This window comes from Clostridium sp. YIM B02569 (assembly GCF_022320765.1).
Taxonomy (GTDB): domain Bacteria; phylum Bacillota; class Clostridia; order Clostridiales; family Clostridiaceae; genus Clostridium; species Clostridium beijerinckii.
The window spans coordinates 159,165-184,245 of sequence record NZ_JAKJJX010000002.1 but is presented as its reverse complement, the minus strand read 5'-3'; the positions used below and the strand labels follow the sequence as shown (position 1 = coordinate 184,245).

18 protein-coding genes are annotated in these 25,081 nt (G+C 29.6%); 7 read left to right on the top strand and 11 right to left on the bottom strand.

Features of this window, described 5'->3' with window-relative positions:
• Positions 1–99: 99 nt before the first annotated feature.
• Both rfbC and rfbA read right to left on the bottom strand, forming a co-directional pair.
• Positions 100–651 carry a dTDP-4-dehydrorhamnose 3,5-epimerase gene (gene rfbC, locus L3B96_RS02470; RefSeq protein ID WP_238858714.1) on the bottom strand — a complete coding sequence of 184 codons (552 nt, stop codon included), beginning with the start codon at positions 649–651 and terminating at the stop codon, positions 100–102.
• A 33-nt stretch (positions 652–684) separates the two neighbouring features.
• Positions 685–1,599 carry a glucose-1-phosphate thymidylyltransferase RfbA gene (gene rfbA / locus L3B96_RS02465; protein ID WP_238858713.1) on the bottom strand — a complete coding sequence of 305 codons (915 nt, stop codon included), beginning with the start codon at positions 1,597–1,599 and terminating at the stop codon, positions 685–687.
• A gap of 387 nt (positions 1,600–1,986) precedes the next feature.
• On the opposite strand from rfbA, the gene L3B96_RS02460 reads away from it, so the two are divergent.
• From L3B96_RS02460 to L3B96_RS02450, 3 genes are all read left to right on the top strand, one after another.
• Entirely contained in the window at positions 1,987–3,405 is a 1,419-nt protein-coding gene (locus L3B96_RS02460; protein ID WP_238858712.1) for an undecaprenyl-phosphate glucose phosphotransferase, read from the top strand.
• 75 nt (positions 3,406–3,480) lie between these two features.
• Positions 3,481–4,350: a glycosyltransferase family 2 protein gene (locus L3B96_RS02455; RefSeq protein WP_238858711.1), complete on the top strand. Its 870-nt coding sequence runs from the start codon at positions 3,481–3,483 to the stop codon at positions 4,348–4,350.
• 166 nt (positions 4,351–4,516) lie between these two features.
• On the top strand, positions 4,517–6,349 hold the full coding sequence (locus L3B96_RS02450) for an O-antigen ligase family protein (protein WP_238858710.1): 1,833 nt from the start codon (positions 4,517–4,519) through the stop codon (positions 6,347–6,349).
• A gap of 1,132 nt (positions 6,350–7,481) precedes the next feature.
• On the opposite strand, the gene L3B96_RS02445 is transcribed toward L3B96_RS02450, so the two are convergent.
• The 7 genes from L3B96_RS02445 to L3B96_RS02415 all read right to left on the bottom strand — a co-directional run bounded on the left by L3B96_RS02445 (position 7,482) and on the right by L3B96_RS02415 (position 19,482).
• The gene (locus L3B96_RS02445; protein WP_238858709.1) at positions 7,482–9,254 is read right to left on the bottom strand and encodes an N-acetylmuramoyl-L-alanine amidase family protein; all 1,773 of its coding nucleotides are present in this window, start codon (positions 9,252–9,254) and stop codon (positions 7,482–7,484) included.
• Positions 9,255–10,126: 872 nt separating this feature from the next.
• Positions 10,127–11,344 (bottom strand): cadherin-like beta sandwich domain-containing protein, encoded by a 1,218-nt coding sequence (locus tag L3B96_RS02440; RefSeq protein WP_238858708.1) that lies wholly within the window; start codon positions 11,342–11,344, stop codon positions 10,127–10,129.
• Between the two features lie 143 nt (positions 11,345–11,487).
• Complete coding sequence (locus L3B96_RS02435; protein ID WP_238858707.1) at positions 11,488–12,732, bottom strand: cadherin-like beta sandwich domain-containing protein; 1,245 nt, start codon at positions 12,730–12,732, stop codon at positions 11,488–11,490.
• A 50-nt stretch (positions 12,733–12,782) separates the two neighbouring features.
• Positions 12,783–14,324 carry a cadherin-like beta sandwich domain-containing protein gene (locus tag L3B96_RS02430; protein WP_238858706.1) on the bottom strand — a complete coding sequence of 514 codons (1,542 nt, stop codon included), beginning with the start codon at positions 14,322–14,324 and terminating at the stop codon, positions 12,783–12,785.
• Between the two features lie 230 nt (positions 14,325–14,554).
• A complete protein-coding gene (locus L3B96_RS02425) occupies positions 14,555–15,829 on the bottom strand; it encodes a cadherin-like beta sandwich domain-containing protein (RefSeq protein ID WP_238858705.1) in 1,275 nt (424 codons plus the stop codon).
• 156 nt (positions 15,830–15,985) lie between these two features.
• Positions 15,986–17,287, bottom strand: coding sequence for a cadherin-like beta sandwich domain-containing protein (locus L3B96_RS02420; protein WP_238858704.1), 1,302 nt, complete (start codon positions 17,285–17,287; stop codon positions 15,986–15,988).
• Positions 17,288–17,754: 467 nt separating this feature from the next.
• Positions 17,755–19,482 (bottom strand): cadherin-like beta sandwich domain-containing protein, encoded by a 1,728-nt coding sequence (locus L3B96_RS02415; RefSeq protein ID WP_236895883.1) that lies wholly within the window; start codon positions 19,480–19,482, stop codon positions 17,755–17,757.
• Between the two features lie 233 nt (positions 19,483–19,715).
• Here L3B96_RS02415 and L3B96_RS02410 point away from each other — a divergent pair, with 233 nt between their 5' ends.
• The 4 genes from L3B96_RS02410 (at position 19,716) to L3B96_RS02395 (ending at position 20,877) form a co-directional block, all read left to right on the top strand.
• Positions 19,716–19,982 (top strand): hypothetical protein, encoded by a 267-nt coding sequence (locus L3B96_RS02410; RefSeq protein WP_238858703.1) that lies wholly within the window; start codon positions 19,716–19,718, stop codon positions 19,980–19,982.
• Between the two features lie 12 nt (positions 19,983–19,994).
• Complete coding sequence (locus L3B96_RS02405) at positions 19,995–20,216, top strand: hypothetical protein (protein ID WP_077838297.1); 222 nt, start codon at positions 19,995–19,997, stop codon at positions 20,214–20,216.
• Positions 20,217–20,314: 98 nt separating this feature from the next.
• Entirely contained in the window at positions 20,315–20,566 is a 252-nt protein-coding gene (locus L3B96_RS02400; protein WP_236895877.1) for a hypothetical protein, read from the top strand.
• A gap of 44 nt (positions 20,567–20,610) precedes the next feature.
• Positions 20,611–20,877, top strand: coding sequence for a hypothetical protein (locus L3B96_RS02395; RefSeq protein WP_238858702.1), 267 nt, complete (start codon positions 20,611–20,613; stop codon positions 20,875–20,877).
• A gap of 199 nt (positions 20,878–21,076) precedes the next feature.
• Here the strand turns inward: L3B96_RS02395 and L3B96_RS02390 are convergent, their stop codons facing one another.
• A complete protein-coding gene (locus L3B96_RS02390) occupies positions 21,077–21,937 on the bottom strand; it encodes a YitT family protein (RefSeq protein WP_012060924.1) in 861 nt (286 codons plus the stop codon).
• 217 nt (positions 21,938–22,154) lie between these two features.
• Positions 22,155–24,272 carry a methyl-accepting chemotaxis protein gene (locus tag L3B96_RS02385; protein WP_103698805.1) on the bottom strand — a complete coding sequence of 706 codons (2,118 nt, stop codon included), beginning with the start codon at positions 24,270–24,272 and terminating at the stop codon, positions 22,155–22,157.
• Positions 24,273–25,081 lie beyond the last annotated feature (809 nt).

Genomic DNA, 25,081 nt, shown 5'->3' with positions numbered 1-25,081 from the left:
GAACTTCTTAAATTTAATTTTTCAGAAAAACTACAATCTTTTCATCCTTCATTGCCAATTGTACATTGTCAACTGTCAATTCTTTAAGTCCATTATTAATTATTTATTATATATAAATGTACAATCACTATCTTTAAGTAGCGGTGCTTTTTTATCTTTTTCTGAAAGAATAGGCTTTTCTATTCCCCATTCAACACCTATTTCAGGATCGCAATAACTAATACTTCTATCGCTTTCATAATTATAATAATTATCTGTCTTATACACAAATTCAACATCATTAGTTACTGTCAAAAATCCATGTCCAAATCCTCTTGGAATAAAGAGTTGCTTTTTATTTTCTGCTGACAGCTCTACTGCTACCCATTGTTTATACGTACTAGAGCCTTTTCTTAAATCTACTGCAACATCTAGTACTGCACCCCTAACACAACGTACTAATTTTGCTTGAGCATGCTCTCCATTTTGAAAGTGAATACCTCTAAGTATCCCTTTTTCCCTAGAATAAGATTGATTGTCCTGTACAAAATCACAAGCTATTTCTGGTGTTTTAATTCTAGAGTAAGTTTCCATAAACCATCCTCGTTCATCACCAAAAACTTTTGGTTCCACTATATAAACCCCTTCTAATTTTGTTTTTATTAAATTCATTATGTATCCCTCTTTTCAATGTACAATTAGCAATTAATAAATAACTTTATTATCTGCTACATTCTTCAAATGCTGTCCATAAGGACTCTTTCCATATTGCTCTGCGCTTTCAAGTAATGTTTTCTTATCTATCCATCCATTCTTATAAGAAATCTCTTCTAAACACGCTATTTTAAGACCTTGCCTAGTTTCAATTACTTTTACATATTCTGAAGCTTCTGTTAAGCTATCTACTGTTCCAGTGTCAAGCCAGCCATATCCTCTTCCAAGGGTTATTACATCTAAGTTTCCTTGTTCAAGGTAAATTTTATTTAGATCTGTAATCTCTAATTCTCCTCTTTGGGATGGCTTTAAAGTTTTTGCATATTCACATACTTTATTATCATAAAAATAAAGCCCTGTTACAGCATAATTAGATTTTGGATTATCTGGTTTCTCTTCCAACGATACAGCTTTTCCATTAACATCAAATTCTACTACACCAAATCGTTCTGGATCATCTACATAATATCCAAAAACTGTTGCACGGCCTTCATTTTCTGCTGCTTTTTTCAAATGATTTTTAAGTCCATTTCCATGAAATATATTATCTCCAAGAATCATTGCACAATTATCATTTCCTATAAACTCTTCTCCCAAAATAAAAGCCTGAGCTAGTCCATCGGGAGATGGTTGCACTTTATAAGATAAATTAATTCCATATCTGGATCCATCACCTAATAACTTTTCAAAATTAGGTAGATCATTAGGTGTTGAAATTATTAATATATCCTTAATTCCAGCTAACATTAAAGTTGATAATGGATAATAAATCATAGGTTTGTCATATACTGGTAACAACTGTTTTGAAGTCACCATAGTTAGTGGATAAAGTCTTGTCCCGCTTCCACCCGCAAGTATTATACCTTTTGTCAAAATAATCACTTCTTTCTCTATACTTTTAGTCATTAGACATTAATTTATCAGAATTCCATCGAATTTTCATTATCTAGAACATCATTTAATTAATCTAACTTAAGTAAATTTGAATACACAACTAAAGATTTCAAACCTCTTTATTCATAAATAAGAACTTTAAAGTTGGAACATATACACTTTATTCACATTCTATATTGAATTTTATCATATTATAAAGAATAAATAAATGACTACTGCTATAATTATACATTGGTAGTTAGTCCAATTTATTGAAACCCTTTATTTATTGCAAACTTTTATGTAAAATGATATTATACACCTAAAATATGTATATGATTTTTGTTATTTAGTAAACATTTAGACATTTATGACACGATAATGAAGCAGTTTAAATTTCAACTATAAAGGATGATATAGATGATAAAGGAAAATCAAAACCTCTTGAATAAATTTAATGCTATTTCAGATATTATAATTTTATTTATCTCAATTACACTAGCATATTTAATTCGTTTTTATATTTTTTCACCTGACACTTATTACATAACTTTAACTACATATATTGAATTTTCTATTATAATAATCCCAATAAATTTAATTTTGTTTAATTTTTTTAACCTCTATCACTCGTTTAGAACAAGATCATTTGTAAAGGAATGTAGTGCAATAATTAAGTCAAATACGATTCTTACTGCTATTCTTTTATCATTGTTATTTGTTCTAAAATTAGTACACATTTCGAGGCTAGTTATTATTATTTTTTATTTTGTGAACATCATGTTAATAATGGCCAAAAGATTGATTTTAAGAAAAGTATTATCAAGAATGAGAACTAAAGGACTAAATTTAAAACATGTAGTAATTGTTGGTGCCGGAGAGGTTGCAAATGAATACTTGGATGTTCTTAAAAATAATAGAGGTTTTGGATATAATTATTCTGGATATGTGTCAGATGTTTCTAATTTCTATGGCAAAAAGCTTGGAAATTATTCTGATTTATATAATGTTCTAAATGAATATAAACCTGATGAAGTTGTTTGTGCTCTTGATTTGTCAGATGCAAAGCATTTAGAAAATATAGTTTCGGATTGTGAAAAAAGCGGTACAAAAATTTCTATAATACCATTTTGCTATAAATATATTCCAAGCCAGCCATACATTGATCAACTCGGAAGCATTCCTCTAATTAATATAAGAAGAATCCCATTAGACAACTTAGGAAATGCCTTTATAAAAAGATCCTTAGACATACTAGGTTCACTTTTTTTAATATTATGTACAAGCCCTATAATGATTATCACTGCTGTGATTATCAAATTTACTTCAAAGGGTCCTGTAATATTTAAGCAAAAACGTGTTGGATTAAACAAAAATTTATTTGTTATGTATAAATTTAGATCCATGAAAATTAATTCGCAAGAGGAGACAGGCTGGAGCACCGATAATGATCCTAGAAAAACTAAATTTGGTTCTTTTATTCGTAAATTTTCCATAGATGAATTACCTCAATTTTTTAATGTATTAAAAGGTGATATGAGTTTAGTAGGTCCTAGACCTGAGCTTCCACATTTTGTTGAAAACTTTAAAAATGAAATTCCTCTTTACATGGTAAAACATCAAGTAAAACCGGGAATAACTGGATTAGCACAGGTAAATGGCTATAGAGGTGATACTTCCATAAAAAAAAGAATTGAATTTGATATTCACTATATAGAAAACTGGAATATCTTAATGGATATCAGCATATTGTTTAAAACTGCCTTCAAAGGGTTTAAAAACAATGAAAAAATTATGATAGATAACACTAACTCAACAAACAATGAAGTTAATTTATAACGAGACTTCAATTTCTATTTATTCTTATCAATAATTTTTATGCACTTAATAAAAGCCTATCAAGGGAGAAAAAACATGAAATTATCTATTATCATTGTAAATTACAATACTTATAATCTTACTAAACAAACAATAGATTCTATAATTAAAGATCATCATGACTTTAATTATGAAATAATACTTGTAGATAATGCTTCTAGCGATGGTAGCATTAATAAATTACAAGATGAATATAGAAACATTGTAATAACCCAAAAACTTCGCATAATTATAAATAAAGATAATTTAGGCTTTGCAAAGGCAAATAATATAGGAATTAAATTTGCTAGAGGAAAATATATATTATTATTAAATTCTGACACTATGCTTAAGGAAAATTGTTTAGAAAAATGTTTAGCAAAAATGGAAAAAGATAAAAACATTGGTGCATTAGGTTGTAAAGTAGTTTTGGCTAATGGTGAGCTAGATCATGCTTGCAAACGTGGTTTCCCCACTCCTAAAGCCTCTTTATATTATTTTTTGAAATTACATAAAAAAAATCCATCAAAGTATGGACAATATAATGCACTTCATCTAAGTGAAGATAATATTGGAGAAGTTGATTGCCTTACTGGAGCATTTATGCTTATGCCAAAATCTATTTTTGACAAAGTAGGTGGCCTTGATGAAGATTTTTTTATGTATGGTGAAGATATAGATTTATGTTATAAAATTAAAGAATTGGGATATAAGATACTCTATTACCCAAAAGCACAAATCATACATTATAAAGGCGGCAGTTCTAAAAAGAAAAGATCTAAAGTCATATATGACTTTCATCAGGCAATGTGGATTTTTTATAAAAAACATTATTATAAAAAGTACAATTTTGCTGTGACATTTCTTGTATTTATAGGAATTTGGTTAAAATACTTAGTTCAAATCATAAAGAATGCTTTTAAATAAAATCAGCATTATTATAAATTCTAAAAAATCGTTTTTACTCTGCCATTCAATTATTACGCGAATTTATAGATATATGCATACATTGCAATAGCTTATTCTCAATGCTATAATATTACATATTAACATTTGTATATTACAAAAATAAAAATATTAGGATGTGTAGAAAATGACAAATTCCAGAAACAATTCTAATGAAAAATCTTTTAACTTTTTTTTGCCTATTGCATTTATATTAAGCACTATACCTTTAATTGTAAGAATGGCAGCCGTTAAACTTGATGAAAATCTAATTAGGATATGGGGCACAACAGTTAAAACAGATTTATTTTCACAAAGAAAAGCTCTTCTTTTAATAATATTTTCCGTTATATTAATTATCACTTGTGTTATTTTCTTCAAGAAAATATTTAGTAGAAAAGATAAGTTGGTTAATTATATTTTAATCGCATGTGGTGTATTTACACTTTTCACGTTTTTATCTGCAATATTTTCAAAATATAAACAAGTATCCTTTTGGGGAATGTTTGATAGGGCTGAAGGATTTATAATAATTGCGTGTTACATAGTACTTTTTTTATACTCACTCTATACTTTTAAAACTACTAATAATTATAAGTATATTATTACTCCACTTTTAATTTTAGTATTTATTAATGCCTTTTTAGGCCTTTTCCAATATATTGGACAAGATCTAATTAAAACTTCTTTAGGTGCTTCTATTGCAGGTGCTAGTTCCAATTCAGGTATAGATTTACTTAATGAAAAAGGAACTATTTATGGTACTTTGGCTAGTTATAATTACATGGGAAGTTTCGTATCAATTGCTCTACCTATTTTATTCTGCTATACAATTTTCGAAGATGAAGTTATGTACAAAATTCTATCTTTTATTGGTACTCTTCTTTCATTTTGGCTCTTATTTGGAAGTACTGCACGTTCAGGGATTATTGGTGTATTAGGTGCTTTAATATTTGGTATTATAATATTCTATAAACCTCTTATTAAACGTTGGAAAGGTATCTTGATTGGTGTTATTACCTTAATTATATTGTTTGTTGGCGCAAACTTCGCATCTAAAGGAAGTCTTTTCAAAAGAATTCCTAGCTTAGCATCGGATGCTTTCAGTATTTTTAAAGATACTAGTGATTTAGATTATACAAATTATACTCCTGTAAAAGACATTAAGTATATAGACTCAACGACAGAAGTTGTGCTACCTAATGATACTTTAAAAATAACTTATGAAAGTGGTAATCCTGTATTTAAAGATTCAAATGGTGAAGTTGTTCCATATGCTTTAAATGGCAAAGTATTATCAACAAATATTGAAACTTTTAAAAATATCACATTTGCTTTTGGAAAGCTTGATAAGAAGTCAGTTATCAGTGACTCACTTCTCTTAAATATAAACAATCAACCAACTTTCCTATTCAAGTTAAATGACAACAAAATATTTCACTTAATAGATATGAGCACAAAGAATTATATTGATTTACAAACTCCCGAAACCTTTGGATTTAAAGGTAAAGAAAAATTAGGATCTTCTAGAGGTTACATTTGGTCTAGATCTCTTCCTCTCATAAAAAATACTATGATACTTGGAACTGGTCCTGACACTTTTGTGTTTGACTTTCCACAAGGTGATTTAATAGGTAAATATTATGCTTATGATACTCCAAATATAGTTGTAGATAAGGCTCATAATCTTTATTTGCAAATAGCAATAAATTATGGTGTAATTGCATTAGTTGGATTTATAGCAATGCTTCTTATTTACATTATTGATAGCATAAAGCTTTATGCTCTTAAAAACAACTTTGAAGATAGAAATCAAGCTTTAGGCGCTATTACATGTCTAGGTATTATTGGATACTTATTTGCTGGGATATTTAACGATTCAGTTGTGGGTGTAGCCCCAATATTCTGGATAATTTTCGGAGTTGGTATTGCAATTAACTTTATGAATAGGGAAAATCTTCGTAAGAAAAGTAATAAATAATAATTGTATCTTAATAGATTAATATTAAATAACCAAGAGGGAATACATATTACTTCTTGGTTATTTTTTCATCTTATTTGAGAATAGTACTTAAATAAAAGAAACATATTTCTATCATTATTCGCTTTAGAGATAAATTATTGAATGCAAATTATATATAGTAGATGTAATTCTCCCAGCAAATAATACTTTAAAGAGAATATATTAAAATGTATATTACCAATACTCGATCACTATTTACAAAATCATTAATACAGTCTTTTTTCATAAATTAAAACCCTTAGCTCCTAAGGCATAAGAAATTTATCAATTGAATTTAATGAAAATAACACACAACTTCACCCATTCTCTAATTTACAGCATTAGTTATTAACTTAAAGATGATAGGTTCCATCATACTACGGCGTTTGTATTATAATCTTATGCAATCATACTCACCATAGCCTATTAGATATTAAAATACTCGCTTGCCAATAGAATTACATAAAAATACAAAAATACTAACAATAAAGAAAGGATAAAAAACTTAATAAGAAAACTTATATAAAATAAACTAACACAAATGATTGCAGTAAAATTTTATTATTACGAAATAATAAATATTATTGATAGGAAATCTAAGAATGGTTTTATAACTTGAAAGTAAGGCTAAAAATGGTCATCATATGATTCACTACTAAAGCCTATTAATTTATTCAAGTTAACTATAATATAGCGGGATTTCTTAAATAAATTACCCTATAATAGCGGCTCTGGATTTAGAACGTTGCAAGCAAGCCTGATATTAATATGAATATAGACAAAATATATATCCTAATCCTAAAACTCTTAGGAATCTATTTCAATATTTCTAAATGATGATACATGCACACAATATAAGTGAATTAAATTACCTATTCTCCAAACAGGAATTACCCCTATTTGTTATCATATCTTACCATGTTTTTATTATCATAAAATCCTTTTATTCTCTCTAATATATCACAATTAATTTTCTACTTTCTAATCTTAATTTAGCACTTAGCCCATTAGAGTTTCAAATGTAAATTCATTATATAATAATATTATTGATAAAAAAAGGACAAGGCTAAGCCTTGTCCTTTTTTATTTATCTAATAAGTTTAGATTAAAACTATTTAACCCAAGCTCCATTAGCTCCTACATAATATCCATCAGGAGTTGTTGTGTTAGATAACATAGCACCTGATCCATTTAAGTAGTACCAAGTTCCGTTATCATTTAACCAACCAGTTTGCATAGCACCTGATCCGTTTAAGTAGTACCAAGTTGCTCCATCTTGAACCCAACCTGTAGCCATTGTACCATCAGCTTTTAAGTAGTACCAAGCACCACCGTCTTGTAACCATCCAGTAGCTTTAGTTCCATCAGCTTTAGTGTAAGTCCATCCTGCTGAAGTTTGAGTCCATCCTGCTGTAGTTACAGGAGTTGTTGTTCCACCGTTGTTATCATCGCTCTTTCCTCCGATTAATGAATATACATCATCATCTTCGCTCCAAGCAACCATGTTATCTTTGTCATAAACTGAGAATTCATCGAAAGATCCGTCTACTTTGTAAACTTTATCCCAGTCATCAGTGTTATCGAATTTGTAGATGTATCCACCGTCTAATCTCCAAAGGTTTCCATCAACGTCTGTTTGAACAGCTGCTGTTGCTTTATCTTGAGCACTTAATTCGCAATCTTCTGAGCTCTTATCTTCTTCATCAGCGTAGTAGTATCCACCTTTTGTCTTTAATGTATATGCATCAACAGTTACTTTTTTATTATCATTAATAGCAGTATTGTAAGCTATAAGCTTTCCATTAGCTACAGTATATTTAGTTGTAGTAACAGCAGCTCCATTGTTGTCTATGAATAAACTTTCTTCATCTAATTTGCTTCCTGAATCATTAGATAAAGCATAAGTAGTTACTGTTTTAGCATATTTAGCTCCATCTACATCATCAGAATTTTGTGCTTTTGATATCTTTTGGATAGCTGTGAATGATACAGTCTTGTCTGTTCCATCAGTTCCACGAGTAAATACTGAATCTTGAATTCCATCTATTTTAATATCATTGATTTCTGTTATTCCAGCACCATTAGTTGTTTTAACTGTTACTTTTACAAGTCTGTAGATATAATCAGCATCTTGTGTTAGCACTGCCTTTTGTTTAACACTAGCACTTAATCCATCTTTACCAACAATACCATCAGCTGATTGAGTATCGTAAGTATCATTTGTATTTTCGATAGTTACTGTCTTATCTGCGCTTGCACCAGTAGCAGTTGTTGTAACTTTTAATTTTCCTAAGTTGTAATCTGCATCTATATAGTTACCATCTGTGTCAGTGAAAACGTTGAATGAAAGTGCAGTATCATTAGCATGTTTACCAGCTGTTTGATCATAAGTTGTTGAATACCAAACTTTTCCGTATTTTGCTCCTGGAATTAAAGTTAACTCTTCTTCCTTCTTTATGTCATCTGCTTTATCTTCATTATATCTATCGTCTGTGTCATCTTTGATTTTCTTTCTTAAAGCTGCTGCAGCATCATCTGCAGTATCTCCAACTACGTCATCATCAGTTACACTACCTTTATCTAAATCAACAGTGTAGTCTCCGTCTGATACATCTAAGTATTTTTCTCCAAATAGATTTGCTTCATCTCCTGAATCAACATCATCTAATTTGTTGAATTTTCCGTCAGCTACATAGTAAGCTTCTTCATCATCGTTGATTTCTCCATCAACAAAGAATTTACCGTCTTTGTATGCTACTGCATTGTATACAGTACCGTCTTCTGAATCAACTTTCTTTACGTCTGCAGCATAAGCAGGCACTAAAGCCATAACTGAAGCAGCAGCTACTAATAAAGATGTAATTTTGTTTGCTCTTTTAAACATAATTTCTTTTCCTCCTAAATTTTAAAATTCAGATAAATTATAGCATTATTGTACAACTATGTAAAGTTATATAATAACTACTAATGTATATTTTTGTATAAATTTCTTAGTAATTAATAAAACTACATGTAATTTATTACACATTTACATTAACTATAACATGATACCACATTACATAATGCTTGTACATAAAATGCTATTAACTTTCATAATTTACTGTTCTTCCTAGTATTTACTGTAATATCACTAAATAATACAATGCCAAAATTCACTTTGGGTACTTTTTTTTAAAAATATATAAATATATTTTTTAGTTAATATTAGAAAATAAATTTATTAAATTCTAAGTTAACTAATATATACAATTAAAATTGTATTATTAAGTTTTATATAGTTCTATTTTTATAATTTTGAGCTACTTGGATATAATTCATTTTAAATGAATACCTTCTATAACTATCCAAATAAACTTTCATTATACAATACAACTACTTAAATTCATTTTGGTACCTTTTTTCTTATAAATTTAATTTTTTCATTATTAGTTATATATCATTTCTGTATTATATAGATAAACTAATTATATGTTGGATTTATACTATAAAATATATCCCAACTAGAAAGAAGAAACATTTTTATGCAGCAGGCATTGAAAATGAGCTGTCAAAAGTTCTTAATTGTAGGTTGTTCTACTAATGCTTGTCACAATGAAATTGGGAACAAGCATTAGTAATGCAACCTGCAATTTAGTACTTTCAGCGAAATTTTCATAGTCCTGCGAAATAACAATGTTTCTTCTTTCTGTGGATTATCGCATAATTCTAAATTACATTCTGTTTGCCTATATCTATTAAATAAAATTTTTCTTCCTATTATCTATTGTACCAAGCTCCATCTGATCCTAATTTATATTCACCAATTGTTGTGTTATATGCCATAGACCCATCATTATTTAGATAATAATATTTTCCATTATTTATGTCTTTAATCCATCCAACCTGCATTGTTCCTTGTGAATCTAAGTAGTACCAATTTCCATTTACTAATTGCCACCCTATTTTTCTAGCTCCATCATCTCCTAGATAGTACCACTTTCCATTATTATTTAACCAACCTGTCGCCATATTCCCATCGGCTTGTACAAAATAGTTTTGCACCCAAGTATTCTTTACTGAGTTACCTGTTGAATCTTTGTATTGCCATTTCCCATCAACTTGAACCCATTGACTTGTTTTAGTAACTTCTGCTTGTTCACTGCTTTTGGAATTATTATTTGAATTATCTTTACCTCTAGTAATATTTAAAGTATATACTCTTTCATTATCATCATCATCTTCAACTTTTATATCTATTACATTTTTCCCTTTATTTAATGATACATCATCCTTAAATTTATCATCTTTATCAACTTTTACTCCATTTATTTTTACCTTATAATCATCATATTTACCGCTATCGCAATCAGGCCTTGCACGTATTGTAATTTTACTTAAATCTTCTGGAACTTGCACATCATAAGTATACACTTTTTTTGAGAAGTCTATATTTCCTCCCATTAACGTAATACTGCTTAAGTATACATTGTCTGAATCCTCATCGTCATCATCATTTGATTCGGAGTATTTTACTCTAATCTTATATTCATTTACATAAGAATTATCACTATATTTTACTGTTCCCGGGTCTCCGTTATATACTCTTACAGTAATAACATTTGTCCCTGATGATAAATCAACATCCTCTCCAATATCTTTTCCTTCAGTATCTGATGATGTTTCTTCAAATACTCTTATATTATCTGAATCCACCCCATCTGCATCTATATTTATTTCATCTGCCGAAGTCTTTCTAGTATAGTAAGTCTTTCCAGGTTGTACATCATCACTGTCTACCCTATGCTTATCTGTACAATCACTCTCACTATAAAGAGACATATTATCTCCGTTTGAATCTTCTACTGTTAAATTAGTTATTTTATCGGCTGCATAAGCTTTAGTAGTTAGTAGACCCAAATTAGCTGCTGGTGCAATTGTACTAACAGTATTTACAGCTAATATTATGGCTATTATTTTTTTCAAATTTTTGTTCATATATTCTCTCTCCTTTTAGGCATATGAAATAAATAACAAGTTCAAGATACCATGGTTATTTTTTTATTCTGCCTTATATAAAATAATATAAAGAACGCCTATTTCATAAGCGTTCTTTATTTTTAACCCGATTAAAATTAAATTTATTTAATCCAAGCCCCATCAGCGCCTAATCTGTATACACCAATTTTAGTGTTATAAGCCATAGACCCATCACTATTTAAATAATAATATTTTCCGTTCCTATCTTTTACCCATCCAGTCTGCATTCTTCCTTCTGAATCTAGATAATACCATTTTCCACTTGATTGTTGCCATCCAACTTTCTTAGCTCCATCTGTTCCAAAGTAATACCAGGTTCCATTAAGATTCAACCACCCTGTAACCATATTTCCATCAGCATTTAAATAATAATTTTGTATCCAACTATTCTTTACTACTTTTCCTTCTGCATCATTATACTGCCATATTCCATTTGTTTGTACCCATTGATTAGCTTTAACATCTTTACTTCCTGTATTTGTATTAGTATTAGTTGAACTATTGTTTGTATTACTTGAAGAAACATTTCCTCTATTTATAATTAAAGTATATACTCTATCTTTATTATTATGTTCAATTTCTACTTTTATGATATTTTGACCTTTTTCCAAATTAACAGTTCTCTTATAATTATCATCATAATCAGCATCTTCACCATCTATAGTAACATCGTAGTTATCATTTTCTGGTGTTGCTTTTATTGCTACTTGGTTTACATCACTATCTACATTATAAGTATACTTAGTTATTGAATTTGATAAATTTATAGTACTTCCAGCTATACTAAGTCTCTCCAAATAAATATCATCAAAATCTGTTTTATCTGAATCAGCTTCGTCTACATGTCTCACTTTTACTTCATATGTATTTAGCAGATCATACTCATTATCATCATGCTCATTATTTCTTACACTTTCACCATCTAGATCTTTCCCATATACCTTTATAATAAGATCAGTAACAACTGATTTATCTGTTAACTGAATATCATCTCCTACTTCTTTACCTTTAGTAGAATCTGAACTATCTCTAAATACTCTGACAAAGTTATCATCTGGCCCGCTTATATCCACACTTACAGTTTTTGATGAAGTTTTGGCATAATATGTTTCATCTTCATGAACATCTTCTTCCTTAACTCTATTCTTATAATCATTATCATCATACAGTTTTACATTATTACCATCACTATCATCTAATGATAAACTATCCAATGTACTTTCATCATTAGTAGTCGAAGCATAAGCCCTTGTAGTTAATAAATTTATTTTTGAAACTGGTGTCGCTGCTGAAATTGTTCCTATTGCTAGTACAATTACAATCACTCTCTTTATGTTTTTACTCATAGTTTATCCCTCCACTTTTATTATGCATTACCATTCTAAGTTAATAATTCTTATTTTTGTATCCACGCACCATCATACCCTAATTTATATCCGCCTACTGTTGTATTATATGCCATGGCACCATTGCTATTTAAATAATAATACTTTCCGTTTGAATCTTTAATCCAGCCTGTTTGTATCTTACCTTGTGAATCCATATAATACCAAGCTCCATCTACTAACTGCCAGCCTGTTTTTCTAGCTCCATCACTTCCTAAATAGTACCAGCTTCCACTATAATTTAACCATCCAGTAGCCATATTTCCGCTATCAAGTAAGTAATAATTTCCTACCCAAGTATTCTTAACAAAAGTTCCTGATGCATCATTATACTTCCATATTCCATTTACTTGTACCCATTGATTAGCTGCAGATGATCCAGTATTATTTTGTGTTGAAGTCACACTTCCTCTAATTACAGTCAAAGTATAAACTCTTTCTTCACTACTATTTTCATTTTTAACATCTACCTTGATCTTATTTTCACCATCTTTTAGATTAACTGTTGATTTGTAATCATCATCTTCAAATACTTCATCACCGTTAACCTTAACTGTATAAAAATCTTTTTCTGGTTCAGCCTTAATTGTTACTTTGTTTACATCACTAGGGACATTAGAACTATAATTTACTTGTGATTGTGATAATGAGAAAAGTCTGCCATCAATGCTTAGTTTATCTAGGTAAATACTATCTTGATGTTCTGGTTCTGTCCCATCTGATGAACTTGTACCATTTGATGAAGGATTCCCCCTATTTATTACCAAAGTATATACTCTATCTTTGTCACCATCTTCAAGTTCTATTTCAAACTCATTTGTACCTTCATCTAAATCTACTTCCTTTTTATAATTATCGGCACTTTGAACATTTTTATTATCTATAGTAACATCATAATCATCATCTTCTGGTGTTGCTTTAATTGTTACTCTCTTTACATCACTGGCAACATTATAAGTATAAGTTAATTCAGATTTTGACAACTCAACCTTATTATTATTTACGCTGAGTCTTTCTAAATAAATATTATCATTATCCTTATTTTGATTATAATTTGCGTTCTCTACTTTAATCCTATATGTACTTAAGACATTATAATCATCATTATCTTTGTATCTCATATCATCATCTGGTTCTTTGCCATATACCTTTATTGTAAGAGTCGTAGTTGAAGAATCATCTGATAAATCAACGTCCTCCCCCATCTCTTTTCCTTTTGAAGAAGATGATGTCCCATTAAATACTCTAACATATTTTTCATCAGGCCCATCAATATCAATACTTACAGTATCTGATGAAGTTTTTGCGTAATAAGTTTCTCCCTCTTCTACATCGCTAGCATTTACTTTGCTGTCATAATCACTATCACTATATAGTTTTATGTTATTCCCGTCTTCATCATTTAATTCTAAGCGATCCAAATAATCATCATCGTTATCAGTTGCTGCATAAGCTTTTGTAGTCAATACATTTATATTTGTAGCAGGCGCTGCTGCTGAAACGATTCCAAGAGCTAATGCTATTGAAACTATTTTAATCATATTTTTCTTCATTTTATTTCCCCCGTTTCTACTTATATATTTAATTAGTAAATACATCCTTAATTAATTATATATCAGGATTAACAATTAAAGTAGGCTTTTTGAGTTTTTTAGTAATATTACCACTAATATAAAATATTGTAAATATATTTGAAGCTTTTGAATATATTTATTTAAAGCAAAAGAAACGTCTATTAAATAAACGTTCTTTTGCTTTTTTAGTTATTATAATATTTATATTCTTAGTTAATCCAAGCTCCATCTGATCCTAACTTATATTTACCAATCATTGTATTATAAGCCATAGATCCATCGCTATTTAAATAGTAATACTTTCCACTACCTAAATCTCTAACCCATCCAGTTTGCATTGCACCTTCTGAGTCTAGGTAGTACCATTTTCCACCTGCTTGTTGCCATCCTGTTTTTCTTGCTCCATCAGAACCTAGATAGTACCACTTTCCACTATAATTTAACCAACCAGTAGCCATATTTCCATCGGCTTGTACAAAATAATTTTGTACCCATGTATTTTTCACTGTATTTCCTGCTGCATCTTTATACTGCCAGTTTCCTCCAACTTGTACCCATTTATTTTTAACAGTTGCTGAAACATCAGTTGCACTGCTTGGTGAACCAGAAGCTGTATTTGTTGTACTTCCTGTAGTCGATGATGTGCCGCCTCTGTTTATGATTAATGTATATACTCTTTCATCATCACCATCTTCAAGTTCAATTTTAATTTTATTTTCACCCTTATCCAAATCTACATCCGATTTGTACTTATCATCATCATCTACACTATCGCCATCTATTGTAACGTCATAATCTTCATCTTCTGGAGTTGCTTTAATTGTTACTTCATCTGTATCACTACTTACATTATAGGTATATTCAACTTTTGATTTAGATAAACTTATACTTTGGCCATCTACACTAAGTCTATCTAGGTATATATCATCGTAATCATCTGAACTGTCACTTGAATCCTCATCATCTGAATCCGAAGAATCAGCTGTACATTTAACCTTTATTGTATATTCACTTGAATAATCGTCATCTTCATATCTTACATCATCATCTGGTTCTTCATCATACACTCTTACAGTAAGAGTAGTAGTTGAATCTCCATCTAAACTTATATCACTGCTTATTTTTTTACCTTTAGTTGAATCAGAAGTTCCCTTAAAAACTCTGACATATTTCGAACTTGGTCCATCTATATCTATACTTATAGTATCTGCTGACGTCTTAGCATAATATTTTCCATCAGGTTCTACATCATCTGCATCGACTTTATCATCACTATCATAGCTGCTGCTTTCGTAAAGCTTTATTTTGCTTCCGCTTTCAGTAAGCAATTGTAAGCTTTCAAGTTCAGTTTCGTCATTTGAATCGTCATCAGATGATGCATAAGCTTTTGTAGTTAAGAAATTTATATTTGTTGCAGGCGCTACTGCTGAAATAGCTCCTATTGCTAATGCAATTGCAACTATTTTTTTTAAATTTTTATTCATAATGTTCTCCCTCCACTTTAGACACATGAAAGAAAATAATAGAAGTCTATAATTTTATTAATTGTGCCTTAATTACATATTATAATTATTTTACCACTTATTTCACTATCGTGCACTTGATACATCCAAGTTTACAATTTATTTACAGAAGTATTATTATTCTAATGCTCCATCAGTGCCTAATTTATAAGCACCCATTGCAGAATCTTTTATCATTTTACCTGTAGAATCCAAGTAATACCATTTCCCAGTTGAATCTTCAATCCATCCTGTCTCCATAGCTCCACTGCCATCAAGATAGTACCAGTTTCCAGTTGAATCTTCTAACCATCCCATTTGCATAGCTCCACTTTTATTTAGATAATACCAATTTTTATTGATATTTACCCATCCAGTCTGCATTTCACCATTCTCGTTGAAATAATACCAGTTGTTATTATCACTAAACCATCCTGTAGTCCTAAATCCATCTTGTCCTAAATAATAATTCTTTCCGGTATCCTTATCAAACCACCACTTATTTTTTAAAACTGAACCTGTGCCATCTACATATCTCCATTTTCCATCTACTCTTTGCCATGCATTAAGGCTGCCTTCTTGAGTTTGAATTGCAAAGTTTTGGCCATTTGAAGAATCAGTTTTATTTGCTGATTTACCTCTATATACATTCAAAGTATAAGTTGTATCTTCATCCTCATGCTCAACATATATTGTTATAGTATTATTTCCTTTATCTAAATTAACTGTCTTTTCGAAATTGTCATCTTCATATACTGAATTTCCGTTAATTTCTATATAATCATCATCATCGTCAGGGTTAGCTCTAACAGTTAATTTGTCAACATCTTCATCAACATTCACATCATAAGAAGTTTTATTTTTTGAGAAATCAACACTTCCATCACTTAAGTAAATTCCATCTAAATAAGCATATTCTCTATCTTCTTCTGCTTCTGATGTACTACTTTCTTTTCTTGCATGAATAATATAAGTCTTTTCACAATTACTTACATCTCCGTCATTATAAGCTTCCTTATATGCTTCCTCACTCTTATATGTTCTTAAATAAATATCTTTATAGCCAGAACCGATATTAACATCTTGTCCAACATCTTCACCTTTTTCAGATCTGCTTGATGAAGTGAACATCTTAACTACATATCCACTTCCTTTTACTTCTGCAGCTATATTAAAGTCACTCACACCTTTAAGCTGCACATAATAGTCAGTATCGCTTGACAAATCTACTTCATCTCCAGAATAACTATCAAGCAATTTAATTTTGCTTCCGCTACCCCAAGTCAAATCTAACGATTTTAATTCTCCATTACTCGCATCATTATATGTTGATGCATAAGCTTCAACGCTTCCTAATAGAAAATTGTTACTTGGTGCAAATCCTGAAACAGCTGCAACAACAAGAGTTGCTGCAATTATATATTTAATTTTTTTATGCATAAACTTCCTCCCTATTTCTATTTATAAAATTAATCTATTTACTTTTACATAACTTACTTATTATATAAATAAACATTATATAGTTATAATAACATAACTTAATTTAATTATAAATATAGAACTATAATCCTATACTATTCCAAGTATACTACATAGTTCTAAAAATTCTATTATATAAATATTAATTTTTTATAAATAATTAACTTATATATGTTACAATTCACAATGCACATTTCAAAATTTCTACTAAAATTCTTGCAACATTTTCAGACTTATGATGAAGAATTATTTTTGCAATGTATATGTTAGTAATTGAAAACTTAATTTTATCTTTTGGTTAGATAATCATTTAATTCATAAAACAAGAACTCACTTATGCAAACAAAGCGAGTTCTTGTTTCATTATTAGTAACTTAATCTAAAAACTAAATTAAATGTACAATTAAATTAATGTTCATAATATTTTCCTAAAGTATTAAAGCTCCACTATTATTGAATTTATACTCTTTTCCATTAATAGTTCTTGTTCCAGTTGCCATGCTACCATCTTCAGTTAAATAGTATTTTGAATTATAGTCAATTAACCATCCTTTTTGCATTGTTCCATCTGCATTAAAGAAGTACCACTTTCCACCATCTGATAACCAGCCTGTCCTCATTGAGCCATCTTGATTTAAATAATACCAATTGTCAACTTTTTTAGTATCATTATCTCCTGAATTAGTTGATGCATCAGTGTTCTTATTTTGATCATCTACTGTTTCTTTATGCCAGCCTGTAACCATTGCTCCATCCGACCCCAATAAATACCACTTTTCATTATCTTTTTGCCAACCTGTAAGCATTGCACCTTTACTATCTAACAAGTACCATTTTTCATTATCTTTATGCCAGCCTGTAACTCTTAAACCATCCTTATCCAAATAGCAGTATACTTTCTGATCTTTATCATAAAGCCATGAATTTTTTAATACTTTTCCATTTTCATCATAATACTTCCAACCATCAGTTGTTTGAACCCATTGAGATTTTTTATCCGATGTATCCTCAGTATTATTGTCTTTGCTGTCATCTGCTTCCTTACCCCTATTTACAGTTAAAGTATAAGTTCTCTTTTTATCATTCAACTCATCCTCAACATTTACCTTTATGACATTTTTCCCTTTATCTAATGATACTTTCTTTTCATAATCATCACTTGATCTTACTTCATCTCCATCAATTGTAACTGAATAATCGCTATCTTCTGGCTCTGCACCTATAGTTATTTTACTTACAGACTCATCTAAATCAACGTTGTATGAATTATCATCTTTAGAAAAGTCAATATCGCCTTCACTTAAAGTTATATGATCTAAATATATATCATCTTCGTTATCAGAATCGTCTCCTCTAGTAACATTTAATGTATATGTTCTTTGATTATCCTTACTATCTGTAACTTTTATTTTAATCTCATTTTTACCTTTATCTAAAGATACAGTTTCCTTATAGTTATCATCAGAATCCACTAATGATCCATCTACTCTGACTCTGTCGCTATTATTTTCTGGAATTGCTTTGATCCACATGCTATCAACATTTTCATCAACTTTTATGTCATAGCTTGTTTTTCCCTTTATGAAATCTATATCTCCTTTGCTTAAGTCAATATTATCGAGATATATTGGATCTTGAGAATCGTCCTCATAAGAACTTTCTGTAGTTTTTCTTACATTTAATGTATATTCTTCTTCGCAGTCTGATACATTGTTCTTTACTTTATTAAATGCTGATTTAGACTCATACGTTCTTATATATAAAGTTGTATCACCTTTTCCAAGTAAGATCTCATCTCCTGGATCATAAGCTGTAGCATTTTCTGCATCAGATGTAAAAATCTTAACTACATAATCATCACCTTCAGCGTCAGCCGTTATCTTAATTCCATCACTATCATCAGTAAGCTTTGTATAGTATTCTGTTTCATCGCTTAATTTTACTGTATCTCCATTATACCCATCACGTAAATCAAGAGTTTCTCCATCTAAAGACTTTATCTTTAGAGTTTTTAATTGTTCATCGTCTGGAGAATATGAAGACGCATAAACAGGTTTTGCTCCTACAAAATATGTATTTAATGTCGTAGGTGAAATTGTTGAAATTGTATTGACAGCAACTGTGATCGCAATTATTCTTTTTATATTTTTATTCATAAAATTCCTCCTCATCCATTATAAAGTGAATTTTTTAAAAATAACAAAAAAAAATCACTTAACATAATTTTACCATGTTTTCTATATAAAATCTAAATATTTCTAGCATTAATACGACTCTTTTTTCAGATAATAAAATATAACTAAGTTTTATTTACTTTAGTTATCGCAAAATTTCAGACATTATGTACTATAAATAAATTTCAAAATTTAATATGTGAGGAGTGATTACAATGAGCAAAGAAAGAACACCATATAGTCCTACTCTAGGAGATTATGATGTTGAGAAGTTATCTGGTACAAGGCCTGAATCTTCTAATAGGCAAGAAGGACGAGATAACATTGCACCAACTAGAAGTTTAAATCCCCTTTCAACTGACGGCCCTAATAAAAATATAACGAGTTCAACATCTTCTAAACCGCATCCAGTAACAGGACCTGTTGCTATGAATCACGAAGATGCTTTTGAATACAAAAACCATAATATTTTGAGAAGTTAGGAGTGATTATTAATGAGTAAAGAAAAAATATCATCTAATGAAAATGAAAAATATTATTCTGGAGAAGAATTAACTGATTCACATCCATCAGACCCAAATGATTCTGAACTAAAAAAAATAAAAAGTATGTATCTTCCAGATTCGAAAGCCGACCATGCTCCAAGTGAAAAAAGCATTGAAGATGCTAATGGATTGGAGCATCCTGAGCCAGTCGAACCAAAATCACTAATATAAATAGCATGAATATAACTTTATCTATAACAAGTCAAAATCTGTTCTAAATCTATATTTATATTATAAATAATATTAAGCAAAAGATAGGAGTGATTTTTATGAGTCAATCAAAAATTCCATTTAGTATAAACCCTGGCGATGATTATCCAACGGAAAAGTACAGTGAAGAAAATTCACCAAACTCAAAGGCTTCTGATTCTGAAAATGTAGGAAAAACTACTGACTCGAGTGAAAGAAATGCCAAAAGCTTAAATAATGCAAATATATCTAGAACTAATCTAGATACAGAGCTTATTGATCTAAATGCTGACGGCGACTCTGATGAATCTAAATATAGTGATTTAATATGAAGAGCTTAATAAAAATAATTTAATAAAATTAGGAGTGATTTTATATGAGTGAAGAAAAGAAAGTATCTCATACTTCTGATGTGAGAGATGGTAGTAAAAAAGACTTTACTAATTCCTACTTGCCAAAAATGAGAACTAATTATCATCCAAGCAGAGATGATGTCGAAAGTGCAACTGGTGTAGATTTCCCTATAAATATGCCTAATCCAGCAGTTGACCCTATTGTTGTAAATAATATAGCTAATCAAGAATTTGATTACACACAAGATATGCTTTCTCCTGATAATTATGAAATAGATGGAGATGATTAATTTTATAAATACTTATAAAAAATCCAGTAATAAGTATTATAAAAAATTTATTATGTTTTTGAATAAATTTCCCGCTGTTGGTAAGAATAATATTCGTACCCCATAATACTCAGGCACTAAAGTTTATCATTTTAATTTAGTGCTTATTTCCAAAAAGTCCACCATAAATTAAATTTTTATGGTGGACTTTCATATTATTTTAAATTGTCAAAAAGCCCTTACCTCTAACTTCAGATATATCAATAATTGTTATAAAAGCTCCTGGATCTATCTGATGCACAATGCTCTTTAGTTCAACCATTTGGTGTGAGCTTACAATACAGTAAAGCATTTTCTTTTTATCATGAGTATACTCACCTTCAGCAAACAAAGATGTAACTCCACGGTTAAGATCTTTTATTACATAATCAATAATTTCCTTTTCTTTTCTTGTTAGAATAAGAAGAAGTTTTTTACTGCTAAATCCTTTTAATACTCTGTCAAGAACTGTACTTTGAATGAACAAAGAAATAAGAGTATACAATGCTTGTGGAATACCAAATATTAATGCTCCTATAATAACTATTATCAAGTTTAGAGAAAATCCCAAACTTCCTATATTAAAATTCGAATATTTTTTTCTAATAAGCATGGTTATAATATCTGTTCCTCCTGTGGAACCATGTCTTAAAAATACCATTCCATAGCCAATACCACATAAAACCCCACCATATATACAAAAGATAAGTAAATCACCATTCATATCAATTAGGCGTGAAAGTGGTTTTGTTATAAGCAGAGAAGCTGAAAGACTAAGCATCCCTATTGTTGTATAAATCGTAAATGATCTATCGAGTTTTTTATAACTCAATACAAGTAGTGGTAAATTAATTATTAAGATTACTACTCCAGATGGAACTTTAAGAGTGTACTCTAAAATCAGTGCAATACCAGTGGCACCACCACTTAAAAGTTTTGCATGTACTAAAAATAGATTTACCCCTAACGATGCAATCATGCAGCCTAAAAATATGAAAAACACATCAACTATATTATGCTTCAACTTATAATATAAACTCATTTGTATACTCCTTGCAAAATGGTTATTTGGGTTTCATTTCATTTTTCAGATATTATTCTATATTCAATCTTTAGTATTTTCAACAGATTTTTTACAGTTTCTACAAAAAGTTTTTACTATTTATCAAGTAATTATTAATAATTTATGTGATATAGCAAATAAATATCAATATTACTACCAGAATAGTAACATGATATCTATTTACATTGAGAATTTATTAAATTTTAAACTTATCAACTTCCATTTCTAAACGCTCAGCTTTTTCTTTCAGTTTTTCCACTTCCTGTGATACTTCTAAAATAGCTTCCGTTTGAGTTTGAATTGATGCCGTTACTTCCTGTGAACATGCTGCTGTTTCTTCTGATATTGCCGCAATATTATTTATTGAATTAACTACTTGTTCATTTTTGTCATTCATTTCTTCAACAAAGCTTCCCATATAATCTATTGCAGTTGTTATTGTGTCAGTCGCCTGTGTAATATTATTAAAGGCTTCATTCACTTCATTTACTGAAACGAATTGATCCATAGATACTTCTTTTACTTTTTTCATATCACTTACACTGCTTAATATATCTTGCTTTATATTTAAAATTATCTCTGCTATATTTTTAGTTGATACTGCTGAATTTTGTGATAATTTTTGAATCTCTGTTGCAACTACTGCAAAACCTTTGCCAGCTTCCCCTGCTCTTGCCGCTTCTATAGATGCATTTAGTGCAAGTAACTGAGTCTGCTCTGCAATCCCCTTTAAAACTCCAAGTATATTTTCTATATTCTTAGATTTATCACTTAAGCTTTCTATATTTCCTTGAGTTTTTTCTACAATGGAAATTGTTGTTTGTGCCTTTTCTTTTAAATCTTGAACCTTGTTAATTCCATTTGCAATTGCTTTAGATGAATTGATTGATTCATTAATCATTAGATTAGTCTTTTCCTCTAACTGATTAAATTCTCCCCTCATGTCTTCTCCAAGTCTTGCACTCTCTTCTGCTCCACTAGCTTGATTAGATGCTCCTTGCGCTATTTCTTGTGATGTAATATTTATATCCCTTGCCACATTAGTTGTTTCCTGAGACTTTTCAGCCAAAATTGCAGAACTCTCTTTCATATCATGAGTCAAATCTTTTGTTTTGATTAATAAAGCAGAAACCTTACTCATCATCTCATTGAAGCTTTCACCTAATAATTTAATTTCATTTTTCGCTCTAGTAGAAGATTTTACTGTAAAATCACCAGTTGATGCTATAGATAATAAGTTTGATATTTCTATTATAGGCATTGAAATTCTTTTCGATACATACATGATTACTGCAGCTGCTGCAAGTAATATTATTAAGCCTGCAATTAATGAAATTTTTGTTATTTTATTTATAATAGCTTTTGCACTGGATTCCTTTTGAACTGTTATGACTGACCAATTAAATGAATTCCCATCTAATTTTATGTTCGTATAAGATGCATAGTAATTTTGACCATTTTCTTTATACTTAAGGCTACCATCATTCCCAGCCATCAACTGAGCTATAATTTCTTTTAACCCATCCGACACTTCTATCGGTTCTTCCTTAGGATTTCCCTCTTTGACTCCAGTTGTTCTAGTTTGGTTTTTATAATTATATAATTCTTCAATCACTTCGGTATTAGGATGTGCAACAACAACACCCTCCCCATCTATTATGAAAGAATATCTTCCTGATGCTTCATCTGAATATTCACTTACTACTTCCTGCAATTTTTCTAAATTAATATCAGACCCCATTACTCCAACAAACTTATTATCTTCAACCAAAGGAACAAATATTGAAGTTACTGGATTCTTAGAAGAAACTGAATAATATGACTTTGATACGAATGATGATAAAGAACTTTTTGCTTGCGCAAACCACCATCTGTCTGATCTGTCAGCAAGATCCCCTGATGATCTTCCTGTCTGCATTCCTTTTTCATCCTGCATATATAATAATTCAAAATATGGATTTCTGTCTTTAGTTTCTTTAAGTACTTTTTCCTTTGTATCTTTACTTCCTTCTCTTACTTCTGAATTATATGCCAGATCTTCTGTCACTTTATACGCCGTATCCATAAAAGAAGAAACATTTTTTGATATAAGCTTAGATAACATTTCATTCTTACTATTTATTTCATTATCATAATATTTCGATAAAATGGTGCTTACACATAAAATAATTCCAAGAGTCAGTACAACGGATATTGATAACATTGTGATTAGGAGTTCGCTTTTTATGCTCTTTATTTTCACAGAGCTATTTTTATCTTTATTATTTGTTTGCTTGTCCATTGTCTTTTCATATTGTTTTCTAATCAATCCCATTTATTTTCTCCCCTTATCAATATTTCTTATAAAATAAGTAGTAGTTTTAGAATTATTTTTTACACTATAAAAATTATGTTTATTACAATAAATATACTTATTCTTTTACAAGTTATGCTTATTTTTCATGCATTATTGATAAATTATAACATATTACTAGCTATTATCAACATTTATAATGTTTTTTATATAATAAACTACATATTTAATAAAATTCTAAAGAAAAGTTAGTCTTAGACTTAATTTTATGAATAGATTCACTTAGACTAAGTAATATCAATTTCATGGTAACACTCTTAATTTTTTATACCGCTTAAATAATTAAAATCCCTTGTTATATACATTGCAAAAATAATCCTTCATCATAATTCTAAAAATATTACAAGAATTTTAGCCGTAACTGTGAATTTTGAAATATGAATTATGAATTGCAACATATAGATATCCAAAACAAGACTTAGACTTATGAAATAACTTACCGAAAGGACAGGTACTCTGTTATTTCGGTTACTGAGAATAAGTTGAGGCTTTCTAACATCATAAGTTGCACCATTTCAGCATGCTCCCGAGACAAGCTCGTGACAAGCAAAAATGGAACAACTTATGATGAAGAAATGCCTGCAACATATTCTCTAATGTAACACTGCACAAAAGAGTACCTGTCCTTTCTGATATAGCAGATTTTTCAAGCTATAAGTATAATTCTCAAATTTGATATCTATATAGATATCCAAATTTAAAACTAAACTTATGTGATAACTTACCGAAATCATAAATATTTTGTTCCGAAAAGCTATGAAAATATCGCT